The organism is Paraclostridium dentum, assembly GCF_012922555.1.
Classification (GTDB): domain Bacteria; phylum Bacillota; class Clostridia; order Peptostreptococcales; family Peptostreptococcaceae; genus Paraclostridium; species Paraclostridium dentum.
This window is the reverse complement of sequence record NZ_WIPK01000012.1, coordinates 36,765-53,529: the sequence shown is the minus strand read 5'-3', so window position 1 is coordinate 53,529 and position 16,765 is coordinate 36,765. Positions and strand designations below refer to the sequence as shown.

Below are 16,765 nucleotides of genomic sequence, written 5' to 3'. Positions count from 1 at the left end.
AAGACTATTTTTTAATCTTTTATACGGGATTTAACTTTTTATTTTTATTTAAATTATTTTCAAAATACATATATAAGTTTGTGCTAGTAACTATTAAGTTTTTATTTATTAAATTTGCTGAAGCATAATCCACGTTAACTTTTATATTTTCATTTTTTATGTATGCAATTCCTATAGGTGTCATTAAGTACGATGAAAATCCAAATTGATATCTAATTATATTAACATTATTGTTTTCTTTGTTTCCAGATAAAAAATGTATTTTATACTCTATAGATCCAATAACAACTAAGTTGCACATGTTAGATCTATTTTTTTGATTCGTTCTATTGATTGGACTATCTACTATTTTTGACTCTAATACTTTTACATTAACCTCATATTTTAAGATTTTAGTAATATCTTTTTTTAACCTTATGATCTCACATATGTTTATTTGCTTAAATACTTTTCTCTGAAATTCACTACTTACAATGTTACTATCAATATTTAATTTAACAGGCGCTTCCTCTATATTTAATATATGATTTTGCTGGATAGTTGAAAAGTTAGTTATTGATTGTGTAAAACATTGAGGTAAAACTATAACCTTAAATCTTATGATTACACTACTTCTATAATTAATTTTATTTATATAAAAACCATTATCAGGTCTTAAGCACCTTTTTTTGATGTCGTCCACTTTTACTGAGTTTTCTATAAAAACAGTTCCTTTTGGTATTTTATCTTTAAAAAATACATTCGTAATTGTAAAATTACTTGTATTAGTTATAACTATACTATAAGTTAATATATCAAATGTATATGTGCATTTTTTATCTACAAACTTTTCTACGTTCAACATATCTTTTATTATTTCCGTTGATACTAAATTGCTAAAATTTGTTCTCGTCACTAATGGACTATCTTGAGTTAATCTATATTTAAAATCAACTCTACATTCATTGACAACCCTCATTGAATCACCTTTTCTACTTTGTATAGTTACATTTTAATAAATTTGTATCAATCTACATATTGTATTAGCATAGTAACACTTACTAAAACTTGATTTAAACTAATTTTAGCAACTGTTATATCTTCAATCAAATACCTTAAGTTTATTGTGTTTGTTGTACATATATCTTCTGGTATTACAATAACTGTACTAAAAGGCATATTAAAGTTAATAATTTCTCTCTTTTTAGCACTTTTATTTTTTTTACCTTTAGTACTGCATTCTAATATCAAGCTCATATTTATATTGCCTACTACGATAAGATTTTTACCACTTAAATGTTGCCCCTCTAGAGATGTACCTTTTATACTTTCAGTTATTTTAGTATCAATTATTTTAGTTGAGTATATTTCTATTTTTGGATTTGTGTTTTCTATATTTGAAATATCTAAGTTTTTACTACTTAAATGTAAATTTTGATATACGTTTAATTGCTTAAAATACTCTAAAGGCGGCAGTTCTTCAAAACAAGATAATTTACAATTCATTTTTTTTAAATTTACTTCCATATAATATTCTCCATAATATTTATATTTAATTTTTAATATACTTTTTATCCAATATATTAAATAATATGTAAACTTGTTGATTTAAATAACTATCATCTTAAAATATAAAAAAAGAAGAGAATATTCTCTTCTTTTTTAGCTTAAATTTAGATAATTATAAATTTCTATATGTTATCCGCAACTTCAAGTTCTCTAATTTCATTAAGTTCTTCATCTGTATACTTTTTCATAGAAAATCCTGTTACTCCATAAGTAAATGAAATGATTGGAGTTATCCAACTTAAAAAACAATATGGTATAAAGTCAAATGGGCTCACCCCTAATGTTTGACTACAAAATATTGCATTTGAATTCCATGGAATTAATGGTCCGCCAAGAGTTGCCGTATCTTCTATTATTCTAGATAAATTTTCTGGTTTTAATTTAAATTCTTTATACAAAGGTGACATAACAGTTCCTACAAATACAGATGTGAACATCATAGAAGAACTAAATGCATTTGCAAAATAACTAGTTATAAATGTTGCTCCTACTAACTTAGTTCTAGAGTTCCCAATTTTTTCAATCATAGGTTGTAGTAAAACTTCTAAGAATCCAGTTTTTTGAAGTATCCCTGCTATAACAAAAACTATAAATACTAGTAATACAGTTTCTGCCATACTCATCATTCCACCACGATTTAGTAGTTTGTCTGCATATTCAAGCCCTGTATCTACAGAGTATCCATTTAGCATATAGTTTAGTAAATCTCCTATTTTTTCTCCTTCTTGGAAAACTGCTATAACTCCACCAAGAATAGCAGAAGCTAATATTGATACTATTGGTGGTTTTTGTAATAAAAGCAATATAAGTAAAAAGATTATTGGTAGTAAAGCAATAAACCCTATATTAAAATTAGCTTCTAAAACATTTATAACTTCGTTGATTTGATTATAATCGATTGTATTGTTTGCATATTTAAATCCAATTACAGTGTACAAAATTATACATATTATATATGATGGTACGGTAGTGTACATCATATGTTTTATATGAGTTATTACATCCGTCTTACAGACAGCTGCAGCTAAATTTGTAGAATCTGATAATGGGGATATTTTATCTCCAAAGAATGCACCTGATATAATAGCCCCTGCTGTAAGTCCAGCTGGAACTCCCATACTCGTACCTATGCTCATTAGAGCAATACCTGAAGTTCCTAAAGTTCCCCATGATGTACCTGTTGCTATAGATGTAAGAGAACATACTATTAGTGCTGTTAGTAAAAAATATTTAGGTGTTATTATCGTAAGCCCGCTATACACAATAGTTGGGATTGTTCCTGCTGCTATCCATGTAGCAATTAATACTCCAACCGATAATATAATTAAGTTAGACTGAAATGCATCTTTTCCCACAGAAAATCCAAATTCTTCAATTTCACTATTCGTATAACCTAATTTCATAGCTGCCGGAACAACTATTAACCACGATAATAAAAACATAGTTGTTATAGATGCCTTAAATACAACCATTCCAACTGTAGTCAAAGATATAATCGCAAGCATAACTAAAACTGCAAATCTAAATGTAGGTTTCTTTTTTTCAACATTTTTACACATGGGAAAACTTCCTTTCTCTTCAATTAGTTTTTTGGTATCGTTTTCATAACTATTAAAATTTAGACCTCAAAATAAGTCTTATATAATTTTGAGGTCTAAGTTTTTTATAATGAATCTATAGCATTTTTTATTCTTGTTAAAGCTTCTTCAACCATAGACCTAGGACAAGCTAAGTTTATTCTTTGATACCCTTGTCCACCTATCCCAAATGAAGGTCCATTGTTTAATGCAACTTTAGCGTTTTCTACTAAAAACTTGGCAACTTCATCATCACTTAATCCAAGTTCACTAAAATCTACCCATAATAAGTAAGTTCCTTGTGGTTTTATTACCTTTAACTTTGGCATGTTTTGCCCAATATAATTAACAGCAAAGTCCATATTACCTTCTAAATAATCAATAAAATCTGTTAGCCATTCTTCTCCATGATTATATGCTGCTTCTGTTGCAACTAAACTAAATGCATTATTTCTTCTAATATCTATTCTTGCAAAAGCTGAGTCTAGTGCTTTGTAATCATCTTCGTTAGGAAGTATAACTTGAGACATTTGAAGTCCTGCTATATTGAAAGTTTTAGTAGGTGCCATACAAGTGATACTATTTTGTTCAAATTCCTTACATATTGATGCAAAAGGTATATGTTTATGACCTTTGAAAATTATATCACTATGTATCTCATCTGAGATAACTTTTACATTATGTTTAATACATATATCACCTAATTGCTTTAGTTCTTCTTTTGCCCAAACTCTACCCACTGGATTATGAGGATTACAAAGTATAAATATTTTTACATCTTTTATCTTAGCTTCGATATCTTCATAGTCCATAACATAATTTCCATCTTCTAACTTCTTTAAAGGACTTATAACTAATTCTCTTTTATTATCTTTTACTACACTATTGAAAGGACTGTATACTGGTTCTTGTATCATTATCTTGTCCCCTTGATTAGTAAGTTCTTGTATCAATATACTAATTGCAGGAATAACTCCTGGACTAAAAACTAGCCATTCACTTTTTATATGCCATCCAAATCTTCTAGATACCCAGTTTACTATTGATTCATTGTAAGAATGTGGTCTAGTTGTGTATCCATAAACTCCTTGTTCTAATCTGTTTCTTAAAGCATCTATTATGCATGGAGCTGCTTTAAAATCCATATCTGCAACCCACATAGGAATAAGATCATTTGTTCCATATTTCTTATCCATTTCTGACCATTTAGCTGCAAAGTTATTACTTCTATCAATTATAGTATCAAAATTATAATTCATTATTTACTACCTCCAATAAATTCTTTATACTTAAATGTATAAGCAATATCTATGCCAAATCTTTTTAATCTAAATTTCATTTTCAGATTAAAAATGAATTCATTGAAATTTCAATGCAATAACAAATATATTAGTTAATATATTTGTTATTCATTTTTGTATTAGTTATATAAGTTTTAAAATTTGTTTTTGAATTTGTAATAAATAAATCAAAAGAGGGTTAATGGGTTGAATAATTCAACCCATTAACCCTCTTTTTTGATTTTTACTTTACATTATTTTCAAAATTTATAATTATAAGTTTTTACTATAATTATCATATGATTTTGCTATTTAACATCTTCATTTCAAAGTAATATAATATTAATTGTAATAAATACATTTAAAATATCGAAAGAAGGAATTTGAAATGGCTATAAAATTAATATGCATAGATATGGATGGAACTCTTCTAATTGATCAACAAAATGTATCAGAAGAGAATAAAAGAGCTATAAAAGAAGCTGTTTCTAGAGGTGTCCACGTAGCTATAACTACTGGTAGAGTTTATAATTGTGCAAAATTATATTCTGATGAAATAGGTTTGAAAACTCCTATCATAGCTTCAAACGGAGCATTTATTGGTGGAAGTAATGGTGAAACTATATATAATAATCCATTAAGTTCTAATGAGATAAAAAACTTTTTAAATCTTACAAGACAGTATGGATTATTATCTTACTTAACTGGTAATTTTGGCATAGTATCTACAACGGAACTTCCAGATAATCATATATATAAAGTTTTAAACAAACGTCTCAAAGATGAAGAAAAAATTAAATTTGAAGTTATTGATAATATAGATAATGCTTTTAAATTATATCCAAATCAATTATTAAAAGGTGTTTGTATAGAGAAAAATAATATATCGAATTTAATGAAAGTGAAAAAAGAATTAAAACGATTAAATCCCGAACTTGAAATTGTTTCTTCTTGGGATGATAATTTTGAGATAATGAAAAAGGGAAGTTCTAAAGGAGAGGCTGTAGCACAACTTGCAAAATATTTTAATTTAGAAAGAGATGAAGTTATGTGCATAGGTGATAGTGAAAATGATTTATCTATGATTGAATATGCAGGAATAGGAGTCGCTATGGGTAATGCTATAGATATAGTAAAACAATCTGCTCAATATATAACTCTTCCAAATACAGAATCTGGAGTAGCTAAAGCTATAGAAAAGTTTGTTTTAAGTTAAATAAAAAAACACTATTTTAAATAGTGTTTTTTTATTTAACAAACTTATGCTAACTCTTGTTTTAATGCTTCACTGTCATGGTTACAACTTTCATATCTATAATTTTTCCCATTAGATACTAGCATTATAACTTGAATCATTGTAAATACAAGAGAAGTTCTTTTTTTATAAGCCATATATCTTCCATCCCAAGACTCACAATACTTTTCTTTAAACCTCTTTAGTCCTTCAAAAGAGTAAAAGTATTGTCCATGAGAATAAATTTTAGCAGCCATTTTTTCTCTTAAAAATGAATATTTAGATCTTCCCACATTAGATAAAGGTGCCATTCCCATATTAAATCTTGAATATCCATGATCTATCCCATATTTAAATAAATTTACAAATATAAAATCCATTATCCCATTACAGCTATCTTTTGAGAAACGCATTAAATCTATAGATAATGTTTTATTGCCATCATACATAGGCATTAAATTTGTAAATCCTTTAATTCCTCCATCTTTATTTTTCACTATAGCAATAGCATCTAAACTTAAATATCCTTCATCGAAGAACCCAACTGAGAATCCTTTTTCTGGTCTTCCTTCAAGCCATTCATCAGAAACTTTTTTAATTTCTTCAAGAAAACTTTTACTAAATGGCGGATATACCATTTCAAATGTATATCCTTCTTTTTCAACTCTAGAAAGTGCATTTCTTACACTTTTCATTTTACGTCCTTCTAACGTAAACTCTTCTAAGTTTACAGATGCCTCTTCACCTAATTTAATAAATTCATATCCAGTTTCATGTAAATGAGGTATCATCTTTTCATCTATTGCTGTAAAAACAGGTATATATCCGTATCTATCAGACATTTCATAAAATTCTTGGATCGATTCAAAGAACTTGCTGTCATCACCTACAAGGTTACCAAGAACTACTAACTTATTTGCATATACTTGATATTGAAGCATAACATCCTCATCTTTATTCATATATACAAACTTATCATTTAAATTTACAAAGTGAATTACAGAGCTTCCATTATATTTTTTTAATATATTGTCGACTTTATCTTTACACTGATATAATTTAACTTTCTCAAAATCATTCTTTTTATTTAAGTAATATAAAATAACTAAAAACGCTACTGCAATTAAAAATCCAATAGTACTTATTGCTCCAAACTTACTTACTTGTTCAAAAGTATGGTAATTACTTAAATTAAATATGGAGTTGCTAGAAACTTTTAAATGAGTGTTATTATAAGCTACGTATATATATAATCCTTGGAAAAATAATAATATTAATGTATTTTTTAATATATCTCCCCATCTCATTACAAATCCATCTCTATAAAATTGGTTTTTACTAATTTTTAATACTACGCCTACAATAATTAGATATATACTAACTTGATATTCAAATCTAATAATTAAAGATACAAGAATTCCAATTATAACTAATGCCATAGTTATCTTATATACATTTTTAGATTTAAAGCTTATTACTCTAGACATAGCAATTAGTAAAAATCCAATTATAATAGAAAATCCACCTGACATACATGTAATTTTAAATCCTAAAATTTGATTTACTACATGTATTCTCTCTACCATACCAGGTATAGCTTGTGATGCTAAAAGTAGTAATCCCGCAGAAAATACTAATATAATTAGTCCATAATGAGCAAATTTTGATGATACTATTGAAACTAAATACTTTTTATTTTTATCTACTTTGGTCCAAAGTTCAGATATATATAATAATGCGCCTATAAGTAATGGTATTATATAGTAAGTTAATCTATATAAAAATATAGCTAATATTACCTTCTCTGATGCAACACCTAGAGCATTAAGCCCTGTTAGTAAAGTTAAATCAAATGTACCTACCCCACCTGGTGACATACTTATTATCGCTACAGCTATAGCAGCTACAAATATTGGGAAAAATTGTGCTATCGATATATTTTCTCCTAATATTATCACTATTGAATAAACTAAAGTTATAGTTGTAATCCATTCTAATAATGATATTCCTATTATTTTAAATGTATCTATAACATCCCTTCTTACCTCATTTTTATACTTTATATATCTTCCAACTAAAATCAATGTTAAAACTGGTAAATACATACTTATGCATATAGTTAACACATTTGTGATACTAATTTTACCAAGATTAAATTTCATCATTATTAAATATATAAAACATGTCATTGAAAAACCAGTTAGATTTAAAGCTACTACTTTAGATACCTCTTTTGCTAAATGTTTTTTGTCTTTAACATATGGATTGTAAAAATGACTTTTTAAAGCAATAGCACTGCTTCCTCCAAACCCAACAATACTAGATACAGAACTGGCAATCCATGAGTATTTATATAATTTTTTATTATCTAAGTTTATTCCAACTCTCTTCTTGATTATAAAATCATAAAAAGTTAAAGGTATATATGAAATTATGCCCAGCGAAATAATAATAAGTATATTTCCTAATGTAAGCTGATCTGCATAAGTATAAAATGTTTCGATGTTAAATCCGCTAATAATATTAGCTGACTCTTTAGCTGTTATTCCTAAAATAATTACTACAAATAATATTTTTAATCCTAGTATTAGTCTATTTTTATTTGTTTTGATAACCATCACCTCTCTAATTTGTTTTACTTTATCAAGTCTACCACATTACATTACGCTTTTTCGCTTTATTACAAATTTGTTATGTACATGTAACATTACTGTAAAATATGACCTCTATCTTAGTATATTAGTACAAAATTCTTAAATATTTTGAGTGATATTTCTTAATTTTTTCTTTAGAAATTGTTATTTTTTACAATATGAAAATAAAAATCAGCATATAACTTATAAGTTATATGCTGATTTAAATAATTTTTATCATTAAAATTTATTTTACATTATTTTAAGCTACTAGTTCCTCAATACTAACAACAGGATAATCCTCACCTAATATTTTAACTATTTCCTCATCACTTAATGTCCCATCAAGTAATACATAAGATCCTTCTAGCATTACATCTACATTATTAACCTTATTATTTTCTTCAAAAATTCCTTTTACTCTTGCTACACAATGTCCACAATTCATTCCAGTTATTGTTATTTTCTTTTTCATAGTTAAATATCTCCTTAAATTTTTTATAATTATCAATATTATTTATAAGACTCAAACCCTTTAAGTCTAAGTGCATTACCAATTACAGATACTGAGCTTAAACTCATTGCCGCTGCTGCAATCATTGGATTTAATAATGGTCCTCCAAATATATATAATACTCCTGCTGCTACTGGTATTCCTACTGTGTTGTATGCAAATGCCCAAAATAGGTTTTGTTTGATATTTTTTATAGTTTCTTTACTTAATTTTATAGACGTTGGTACATCCATTAAATCACTTCTCATTAGTACTATATCAGCTGATTCCATAGCTACATCTGTTCCGCTGCCTATAGCTATACCTATATCTGCTTGCGCTAACGCTGGAGCATCATTAATTCCATCACCCACCATTGCAACAAATCTTCCTTGATTTTGAAGTTTTTTAACTTCGTTTGATTTATCTTGAGGTAAAACTTCTGCTAGTACTATATCTATTCCAACTTCTTTTGCTATAGCATTAGCAGTTTTTTTGTTGTCTCCTGTTACCATAGCAACTTTTATCCCCATGCTGTGGAGTTTATCTATCGCTTTTTTACTACTTGATTTAACTACATCAGCTACTGCTATTATCCCTCCTAACTCATTTTCTAAAGCTATATACATAGGTGTTTTACCTTGACTTGCTAATTCATCTGATGTTTTACTTAAATTTCCTAAACTTATTTTTCTATCATCCATAAGTTTTTTATTTCCAAGTAACACGTTTTTATTATCTATACTTACCTCTATACCATACCCAGGTATAGCCCTGAATTTTTCTACTTTCATGAAATCAATATTTTTTTCTTCTCCAAATCTTACTATAGCTTCTCCTAATGGATGTTCTGAGCCCTTTTCAGCACTTGCCGCTATTTTTAATAAGTAATCTTTATCTATACTTTTACTTACAACTATATCTGTAACTTTAGGTTTACCTTCTGTTATTGTTCCTGTCTTATCAAAGATTATAGTATCTATCTTATGAGCTAACTCTAATGCTTCTCCACCTTTTATTAGTATTCCATTTTCTGCTCCTTTACCTGTACCAACCATAATTGCTGTAGGTGTCGCGAGCCCTAGGGCACATGGGCATGCTATTACAAGTACTGATATAAATATTGTAAGCGCAAATTCTACACCTTGACCTCCAATTGTAAACCAAAGTAATGCCGTTACTATAGCTATTGTTATAACTGTTGGAACAAAATATCCAGATACTGTATCTGCAAGCTTTGCTATTGGAGCTTTTTTACCTTGAGCATCCTCAACTAATCTTATAATTTGAGATAAGGCTGTGTCCGATCCTACCTTTTCTGCTTTAAATTTTATACTTCCATTTTTATTTATACTTGCTCCTGTAACTTTATCTCCTATATTTTTCTCTACAGGCATACTTTCTCCTGTAAGCATAGACTCATCTACAGAGGTATGACCTTCTATCACTATACCATCTACAGGTATTTTACTTCCTGGCTTAACGACTATTAAATCTCCAACTTCTACCTCTTCAATTGGAATTTCTATTTCTTTTTTATTCTTTATAACAATTGCTACTTTAGGTTGAAGTCCCATAAGCTTTTTAATAGCTTCACTTGTTTTTCCTTTTGATCTTGACTCTAAATATTTACCAAGTAATATTAAAGCTATTATTATACCTGCACTTTCATAGTATAATTGGTGGTGTTCATGACTTGATACCATATTAGCGTTAGCCATTTGAAACGTTGTATATAGACTATATACAAAAGCTGCTAATGTTCCTATAGCTACCAGTGAGTCCATATTCGGGCTTTTATTTATAATTGCTTTAAATCCATTTTTATAGAATTTATTTCCTGCAATCATTACTGGTATCACTAGTATTAATTGAATTAAAGCATAATTTAAAGAGTTTGTTGTTGGGTTTATAATATTTGGAACTGGCCATGGCCCAATTGGACTTGGTACCATAGGCCCCATAGCTATATATAGTAAGGGGATCGAAAATCCTACTGCAACTAAAAACTTAGTAAACAGTGTTTTCATTTCTTTTTCTTTTATTAACTTATCTTCATCTAAATTTTCATTTTTACTTTCACTTTTTTCTAACACCTTATACCCTGCTTTTTCAATAGTATTTCTTATTTGAGTTAATTTTAATTTAGATATATCATAGTTGATAGTTGCTCTTTCTGTAGCTACATTTACATTGATATCTTCTATTCCATCTAACTTATTAACAGCCCTTTCTATTGCTTTTGCACAAGATGCACAAGTCATTCCACCTATCTTAAAATCTACTTTATTGTAATTGATATCTTCTATTAAATTGTATCCTGCTTTTCTTATTGCTTTTGCTAAGTCTTCAAACTTAACTTTATCACCGTCATACTCTATATTAATTTTTTCTGTAGCCATATTTACACTTTGATTAACTACTCCATCGACTTTTTTAACTGCTCTTTCAGCAGCCTTTCCACAGGCTGAACATGTCATTCCTGTTATTTTATAGCTTTTATTTATTAAACTACTCATTTTATTTCTCCTTTCATATTATTATAGAGACTATTTCTCTTTAATCTATCTAATTTTATTTTGTTATATTTTGCAGCCGCTTTGATTCTTAATATACCCCCATGGGGTATATCTATACTATAAGTATAGCTCAAATTTTTTAATTGTCAACAATATAAAAAAATAAAAACAAATTAGTAATAAAAAAGCGTAGACTTAATCTACGCGCTAAAAAATCTATTTAATTTAAGTTCAAATTAATCTTAATCTATATATTCTAAAGGATATTATTACATCTCCTATTTTTCCAGACTTACTATTCATTTTTAGCAACTACTTTTTCATCATGTAAGCTTTCAAAATACTTACGTTTCTTTTCTATATCCTCAATTATAATTTTAGCTAACTCCTTAGGGTTTTCATTGACAGTGAAAGAGGCTCCCAATTTTTCTTTTAAGTCTTTTGTTAATATTTGAACTGCTTTTGATGATCCTCCTACGGGAGGCATAACTCCTAAATAAGTATCTATACCAGATGCTACCATGTATGTTCCTATTGCTACAGCTTTTTCAGACATCCATTCTGGAGCCACTCCTGCTATTGGAAGATCACTTATATCCATATCTACAAAATTAGCTAGTTCTGACGCAACTTCTAGTATACGACTACAATCCACACATGATCCCATATGCAATACTGGAGGTATATCAATTAGTTCACAAACTTTGGAAAGTCCTTTACCTGCAAGTGTTTTAGCTGCTGATTTGTCCATTAACCCAAATTTAGCTGCTGCTGAAGCTCCACATCCAGTACTAACCACTAAAATATCATTTTTTATTAATTCCTTCATTATTGTTGTATGGGCTAAATTTGAAGCTACTCTAGCATTATTACATCCAACTACTCCCACTACCCCCCTGATTACTCCTGATTTTATACAGTCTACTAACGGCTTTACTGTTCCCGTCTCCTCTATGTTTTTGTTTACAACTTTATCAAGTTGCTTTATTATTGCATTTGTACTATATCCAACTGTAGCTCTTGATTTTAATTCAGGTATAAAAACTTTAGACTTATCCCTATTTTTAAAGTTAAGAATTGCTTCTCTTACAATTTTTAAAGCATCTTGATATGCATTTTCTTCTTTAAACTCCATATAAATTGAATCTGCAATTTTTGCTTTTTTGGATGTTGTGATAAATTTTGTGTGATAACACTTTGAAACTCTAGACAATGATGGGAATATACATTGAACATCTACGATCATAGCTTCCACCGAACCAGTTATTACTGCAAGTTCTTGTTGATGGAAATCTCCAGCTATTTTTATGCCATGTCTCATAGTTATTTCATTTCCTGTACAACACATCCCCGATATATTTATCCCCTCTGCACCTACCTCTTTTGCTAATCTTACTAACTCTGGGTCTTCTGATGCTAAAACTATCATTTCTGATAATGAAGGTTCATGTCCATGTAATATTATATTTACTTTGCTTTCTTCTAAAACTCCAAGGTTTGCCTCTGTCTCTCTAGGAGTTGGTGTTCCAAACATAATATCACTAAACTGAGTTCCTATCATTGATCCTTGCCAACCATCAGCCATTGATGTTCTTAGTGATAAACTAATTAAACTATCTATATCAGCACAACATCCTATATGCGTCGAATGCATAACTGTAGCTATTTCTCTATCAATTGCTCTTGGTTCTATATCAAGCTGTTTCCATATATTTTGTCTCTTTAGTGGTGCATTTTTTAAAAATACTGATACTCCATCAGGTTTACCAAACTCCATTAAAGCTATATGTGCCACTTCATGCGCTATATCATAAATATCTTTATTCACAGTTTCTATACCCCAATTTATTGCTAAATTTATTAATTTCTCTTCTTCTATTATTTTGTAATTTCCATCTTTACTGGTTAAAGCCATCGTATGTGCTATATCTCTAGCATGATCTGAGTGAGCAGCAGTTCCTCCAGCACACATCCTTGCAAAATTTCTCCCTACTATAACGTGTTCATCGGCCCCACATAACCCCCTTGGAGTTTTTTGTGAAATCCTACAAGGTCCCATTGCACATATCCTACAACAAGTACCCTGTAATCCAAACCCACATTGAGCTTTTGCTGCAATCTTTCTATCATACATAGTTTCCACACCATCTTTTTCTGCTTTTTCTATCAATACCTGGCTATTTAAATCGATAGTCATTAACTTCTTATCCACATTCATTCCCCCTTAATAAAAGTATTAAATATGCATATACTTTCACTTTGAATTGTAACAGATAGATACTTGTTTAAATAACAATACTTTGTTGTATCTATTACAACTTATAGTTATAAGAGAATTTTATAGTTTATCTAAATTTTTAGTGCTATACTTTTATTAAAAAAGGTTTATTTAAAATTAAAACATAAAAAAGGTGGGGTATATGGATATTAGATCTTTAAAATATTTTTTAGAAGTCTGCAAGCATGGAAGTTTTTCAAAAGCTGCAAAAAACTTATACATATCTCAACAAGGTTTAAGCAAAGCAATCAGTACACTCGAAAAAGAAATTAACGCCCCTTTGTTTTATAGAAATTCTAATGGAAGTGACCTTACAAAATACGGTGAGTACTTAAAAGACAAGTCAGTTTCTATAGTATATCAATTTGATATTTTGACTGAAGGAATAAAAGAAATGGCTCATACAGATAAACACATTATAAAAATAGGTGTTTCATATGGGGTTTTAAATTCACTATCTATGGATTTATTTGATAACTTTAAAGAGTTTAACCCTAATATAGATTTAATCATTGAAGAATATACTGACTTTGAATGTGAAGAAGCTGTTCTTAATAATCATGTTGATATAGGATTTGCTATATCACATCTTGATAAAAATAAGTTTGATTACGAATTAATAAAAAGTGAAAGATTATACGCGCTTGTAAGCAAAGCACATCCTCTATGCACTAAAGACTATCTAGATTTCAATGATTTAAAAAATGAAAATATAATAATTAGCAGTAAGTCTTCTAAGGTCTATCATAATTTTTTAATAAAATGTCTAGAAAGTAATTTCGATCCTAATATAATTAAAGAGAGTAAAGAGATGATTCTAATACATGATTTAAGTAAACACAATGAAGGTATAGGTATAAGCATACATTATGCCCATACTCCTAATTGTAAAATTAATTATATCCCATTTAAAGATAATTCCTTTACATGGGATATATGTATTATTACAAAAAAAAATATACAACTAAATGATAACTTAACTTTATTTATGAATTATATATTTTCTAGTTTAAATCTCTCTATTAATTAAAATATATTTCGAATTCAATAAAAAAACGAATATGGTTATCTTTAAGGACAACCATATTCGTTTTTTATAATTTATTTCCTTTTATATCGAATTTTCCTGGAATCGGATTATAAGATTCTATTTTTTTATCTGGGCCGTTTGGTTCACAACTTATCCCCAATAACTTATCTTCATCTGCTATTATATACATAACTGTAGAATTAACTTTATCTCCTTTTTTAGAATCTAATGGATGTTTTTTCACAACCACTGTATATTTACTTAAATCACTTAAGTTATTATAATTAGGTTCAATTTTATACGCTATACTTTCTTCTTCAGATATATAATAATTCTTCTCTTCATCAAAACTTATAAGTCTTAAATCATTGTCTTCTATAATTTTTTTTATAATAGGCGGTGTAAGTACCCTTTGAGATATATTTGCTTCTATTGTCATGTATGCACATAATAAAACACCTACTAATAGTCCTGATTTTAGACTTCTATATTTTGATTTTTCATAAGCGTCTAACTCATCTTTCTTTATATATTCATAAAAATTTGTAAATGTTAACTGAATATAAGGTCCTACCCAAATATATGCTATCCCAAAGGTAAATCCAACTAAAAGCATCCATCCAATAAAACTTAATGAAAGTAATATATAGTCCCAAATATAATTTTTAATAATACTGATAGATTTTTTAATAGCTTCAATTAATGAAATATCTTGTTTATCTGCAACAATGTATTGAAGTTGTGAAAAAATTATAGAGAAAAATAAATTTGATATACTACTTATAAATGCAATCATAGTTAATCTTGTATGACTATCTTTTACTAAAAATATGGGTATAGCCATAAAAGGAGCAGTCATAATAAAAGTTATAGACATCTGAAGTAATATAGATCCATATGATTGATATAATATATTAAATCCTTTTAATATATCTTTTGCTTTGATTTTCTCCCCTTTTATACAATCTAAAGATACTATATTTAATCCTACTACTAACGGAGTAGACACAAGCATCGATATAATACTTATAACCAATGTCATTCTATACGATGTGAAAATTTCTTCACTTAAAAACTGTGGTATAAACGTAATCATTCCAACTAATACAGTAGCTATGGTAATATCTATTTTATTATCAGCTAACTGTCTCCTAGCTTCTGCTTTCATATCCACCCTTAATTCACTTTTACTCATTTTATTCCCCCCTGATTTGTTGCTATATAATCTATTTATTATAAATTATATATATTTTATGCTTAACTTTAGTTACAACATTCCTACAAATATAAAAACTTATCTAAAATTTATTTTTCATGTCTTTTTTTATATTTTAAAAAAAGATATTACCATAAATATTATGGTAATATCTCGAAATTCCTTTAATTTATTCTAATTTTTTGTCCTGGATATATTAAGTTTGGATCAGGTATGTTATTAATATTTGCTAAATATTGATAGGTAGTATTATACATTTGAGCTATCTTACTTAAAGTATCTCCACTTTTTACTGTGTAATAAATATTTTCAGATTTTTTACTAGCACTATCTGCCTCTTTATATTCATTTAATAATATTTGTTCAGTAAATATATCTAGATCTGTTTTACTTTCTATTCCTCTAACTATTCCTGACTCAGAATATTGCCATCCAGCATAATTTTCTCCCCATATAGGATTACTTTCCGGTTTACTGGTTCCGTATTGAGCTATCCACAAAGAGTATTTTCCTAGTCCAGATTCTGAATCTAAATTATTTTGAGCAAATTTAGTATACGTGTAAATAGCTAGATCCAATCCGCTTAAAATTTTAACTTCCTCCAAAAATTCTATTGCCTGTCTGGATAACTTTGATTTACTTAGTCCTCCTGTTTTTTCTAAATCTAAAACTAACTTGCAATCGCATTTTAATTCCTTTATCGTACTTACAAAATGTTGAGCTTGTTCTTTAGGCGTTCCAGAATTTACAGGATTAAAAAAATGATAAAAACCTATCTTTAGTCCTGCTGCTCTTGCTTCATTATAGTACTCTCTAAATCTAGGATCTATATAATTAGTTCCTTCTGTTGCTTTTATATAAACAACTTGAATTCCACTATTAAAAACATCTTTAAAATTCACATAGCCTGTCCAATGACTGACATCAATACCTTTTAATTTATTCACATAAAACCTC

Annotated in this window: 12 protein-coding genes; 2 read left to right on the top strand and 10 right to left on the bottom strand. The window is 28.2% G+C overall.

Annotated features, from left to right (window positions below; genetic code table 11):
• Positions 1-19: 19 nt before the first annotated feature.
• From GFJ41_RS14735 to GFJ41_RS14720, 4 genes are all read right to left on the bottom strand, one after another.
• Positions 20-958, bottom strand: a complete 939-nt coding sequence (locus tag GFJ41_RS14735) for a DUF11 domain-containing protein (protein ID WP_170075735.1) — start codon at positions 956-958, stop codon at positions 20-22.
• Positions 959-1,005: 47 nt separating this feature from the next.
• Complete coding sequence (locus GFJ41_RS14730; RefSeq protein ID WP_035118086.1) at positions 1,006-1,506, bottom strand: SPOCS domain-containing protein; 501 nt, start codon at positions 1,504-1,506, stop codon at positions 1,006-1,008.
• A 164-nt stretch (positions 1,507-1,670) separates the two neighbouring features.
• The gene (gene nhaC, locus GFJ41_RS14725; protein WP_035118087.1) at positions 1,671-3,107 is read right to left on the bottom strand and encodes a Na+/H+ antiporter NhaC; all 1,437 of its coding nucleotides are present in this window, start codon (positions 3,105-3,107) and stop codon (positions 1,671-1,673) included.
• 104 nt (positions 3,108-3,211) lie between these two features.
• Positions 3,212-4,384, bottom strand: coding sequence for a MalY/PatB family protein (locus GFJ41_RS14720; RefSeq protein WP_170075734.1), 1,173 nt, complete (start codon positions 4,382-4,384; stop codon positions 3,212-3,214).
• Between the two features lie 409 nt (positions 4,385-4,793).
• Here GFJ41_RS14720 and GFJ41_RS14715 point away from each other — a divergent pair, with 409 nt between their 5' ends.
• Entirely contained in the window at positions 4,794-5,621 is an 828-nt protein-coding gene (locus GFJ41_RS14715) for a Cof-type HAD-IIB family hydrolase (RefSeq protein WP_170075733.1), read from the top strand.
• Positions 5,622-5,665: 44 nt separating this feature from the next.
• Here GFJ41_RS14715 and mprF read toward each other — a convergent pair whose 3' ends face one another.
• The 4 genes from mprF to cooS all read right to left on the bottom strand — a co-directional run bounded on the left by mprF (position 5,666) and on the right by cooS (position 13,496).
• Positions 5,666-8,257: a bifunctional lysylphosphatidylglycerol flippase/synthetase MprF gene (gene mprF / locus GFJ41_RS14710; RefSeq protein ID WP_170075732.1), complete on the bottom strand. Its 2,592-nt coding sequence runs from the start codon at positions 8,255-8,257 to the stop codon at positions 5,666-5,668.
• A gap of 277 nt (positions 8,258-8,534) precedes the next feature.
• Positions 8,535-8,747 carry a heavy-metal-associated domain-containing protein gene (locus GFJ41_RS14705; RefSeq protein ID WP_035118093.1) on the bottom strand — a complete coding sequence of 71 codons (213 nt, stop codon included), beginning with the start codon at positions 8,745-8,747 and terminating at the stop codon, positions 8,535-8,537.
• A 38-nt stretch (positions 8,748-8,785) separates the two neighbouring features.
• Entirely contained in the window at positions 8,786-11,284 is a 2,499-nt protein-coding gene (locus tag GFJ41_RS14700) for a heavy metal translocating P-type ATPase (protein WP_081949299.1), read from the bottom strand.
• A 295-nt stretch (positions 11,285-11,579) separates the two neighbouring features.
• Positions 11,580-13,496, bottom strand: coding sequence for an anaerobic carbon-monoxide dehydrogenase catalytic subunit (gene cooS / locus GFJ41_RS14695; RefSeq protein WP_170075731.1), 1,917 nt, complete (start codon positions 13,494-13,496; stop codon positions 11,580-11,582).
• Between the two features lie 208 nt (positions 13,497-13,704).
• On the opposite strand from cooS, the gene GFJ41_RS14690 reads away from it, so the two are divergent.
• Entirely contained in the window at positions 13,705-14,592 is an 888-nt protein-coding gene (locus tag GFJ41_RS14690; protein ID WP_170075730.1) for a LysR family transcriptional regulator, read from the top strand.
• A gap of 64 nt (positions 14,593-14,656) precedes the next feature.
• Here the strand turns inward: GFJ41_RS14690 and GFJ41_RS14685 are convergent, their stop codons facing one another.
• Positions 14,657-15,787, bottom strand: coding sequence for a DUF975 family protein (locus tag GFJ41_RS14685; protein ID WP_170075729.1), 1,131 nt, complete (start codon positions 15,785-15,787; stop codon positions 14,657-14,659).
• 185 nt (positions 15,788-15,972) lie between these two features.
• On the bottom strand, positions 15,973-16,755 hold the full coding sequence (locus GFJ41_RS14680) for a GH25 family lysozyme (protein ID WP_170075728.1): 783 nt from the start codon (positions 16,753-16,755) through the stop codon (positions 15,973-15,975).
• Positions 16,756-16,765 lie beyond the last annotated feature (10 nt).

What these genes read in the sequence shown, in the direction of transcription:
- GFJ41_RS14715 (WP_170075733.1), top strand. Translation starts at nt 4,794, where the DNA reads ATGGCTATAAAATTAATATGCATAGATATGGATGGAACTCTTCTAATT.
- GFJ41_RS14700 (WP_081949299.1), bottom strand. Translation starts at nt 11,284, where the DNA reads ATGAGTAGTTTAATAAATAAAAGCTATAAAATAACAGGAATGACATGT.
- GFJ41_RS14685 (WP_170075729.1), bottom strand. Translation starts at nt 15,787, where the DNA reads ATGAGTAAAAGTGAATTAAGGGTGGATATGAAAGCAGAAGCTAGGAGA.
- GFJ41_RS14720 (WP_170075734.1), bottom strand. Translation starts at nt 4,384, where the DNA reads ATGAATTATAATTTTGATACTATAATTGATAGAAGTAATAACTTTGCA.
- GFJ41_RS14690 (WP_170075730.1), top strand. Translation starts at nt 13,705, where the DNA reads ATGGATATTAGATCTTTAAAATATTTTTTAGAAGTCTGCAAGCATGGA.
- GFJ41_RS14735 (WP_170075735.1), bottom strand. Translation starts at nt 958, where the DNA reads ATGAGGGTTGTCAATGAATGTAGAGTTGATTTTAAATATAGATTAACT.
- GFJ41_RS14705 (WP_035118093.1), bottom strand. Translation starts at nt 8,747, where the DNA reads ATGAAAAAGAAAATAACAATAACTGGAATGAATTGTGGACATTGTGTA.
- nhaC (WP_035118087.1), bottom strand. Translation starts at nt 3,107, where the DNA reads ATGTGTAAAAATGTTGAAAAAAAGAAACCTACATTTAGATTTGCAGTT.
- mprF (WP_170075732.1), bottom strand. Translation starts at nt 8,257, where the DNA reads ATGGTTATCAAAACAAATAAAAATAGACTAATACTAGGATTAAAAATA.
- GFJ41_RS14730 (WP_035118086.1), bottom strand. Translation starts at nt 1,506, where the DNA reads ATGGAAGTAAATTTAAAAAAAATGAATTGTAAATTATCTTGTTTTGAA.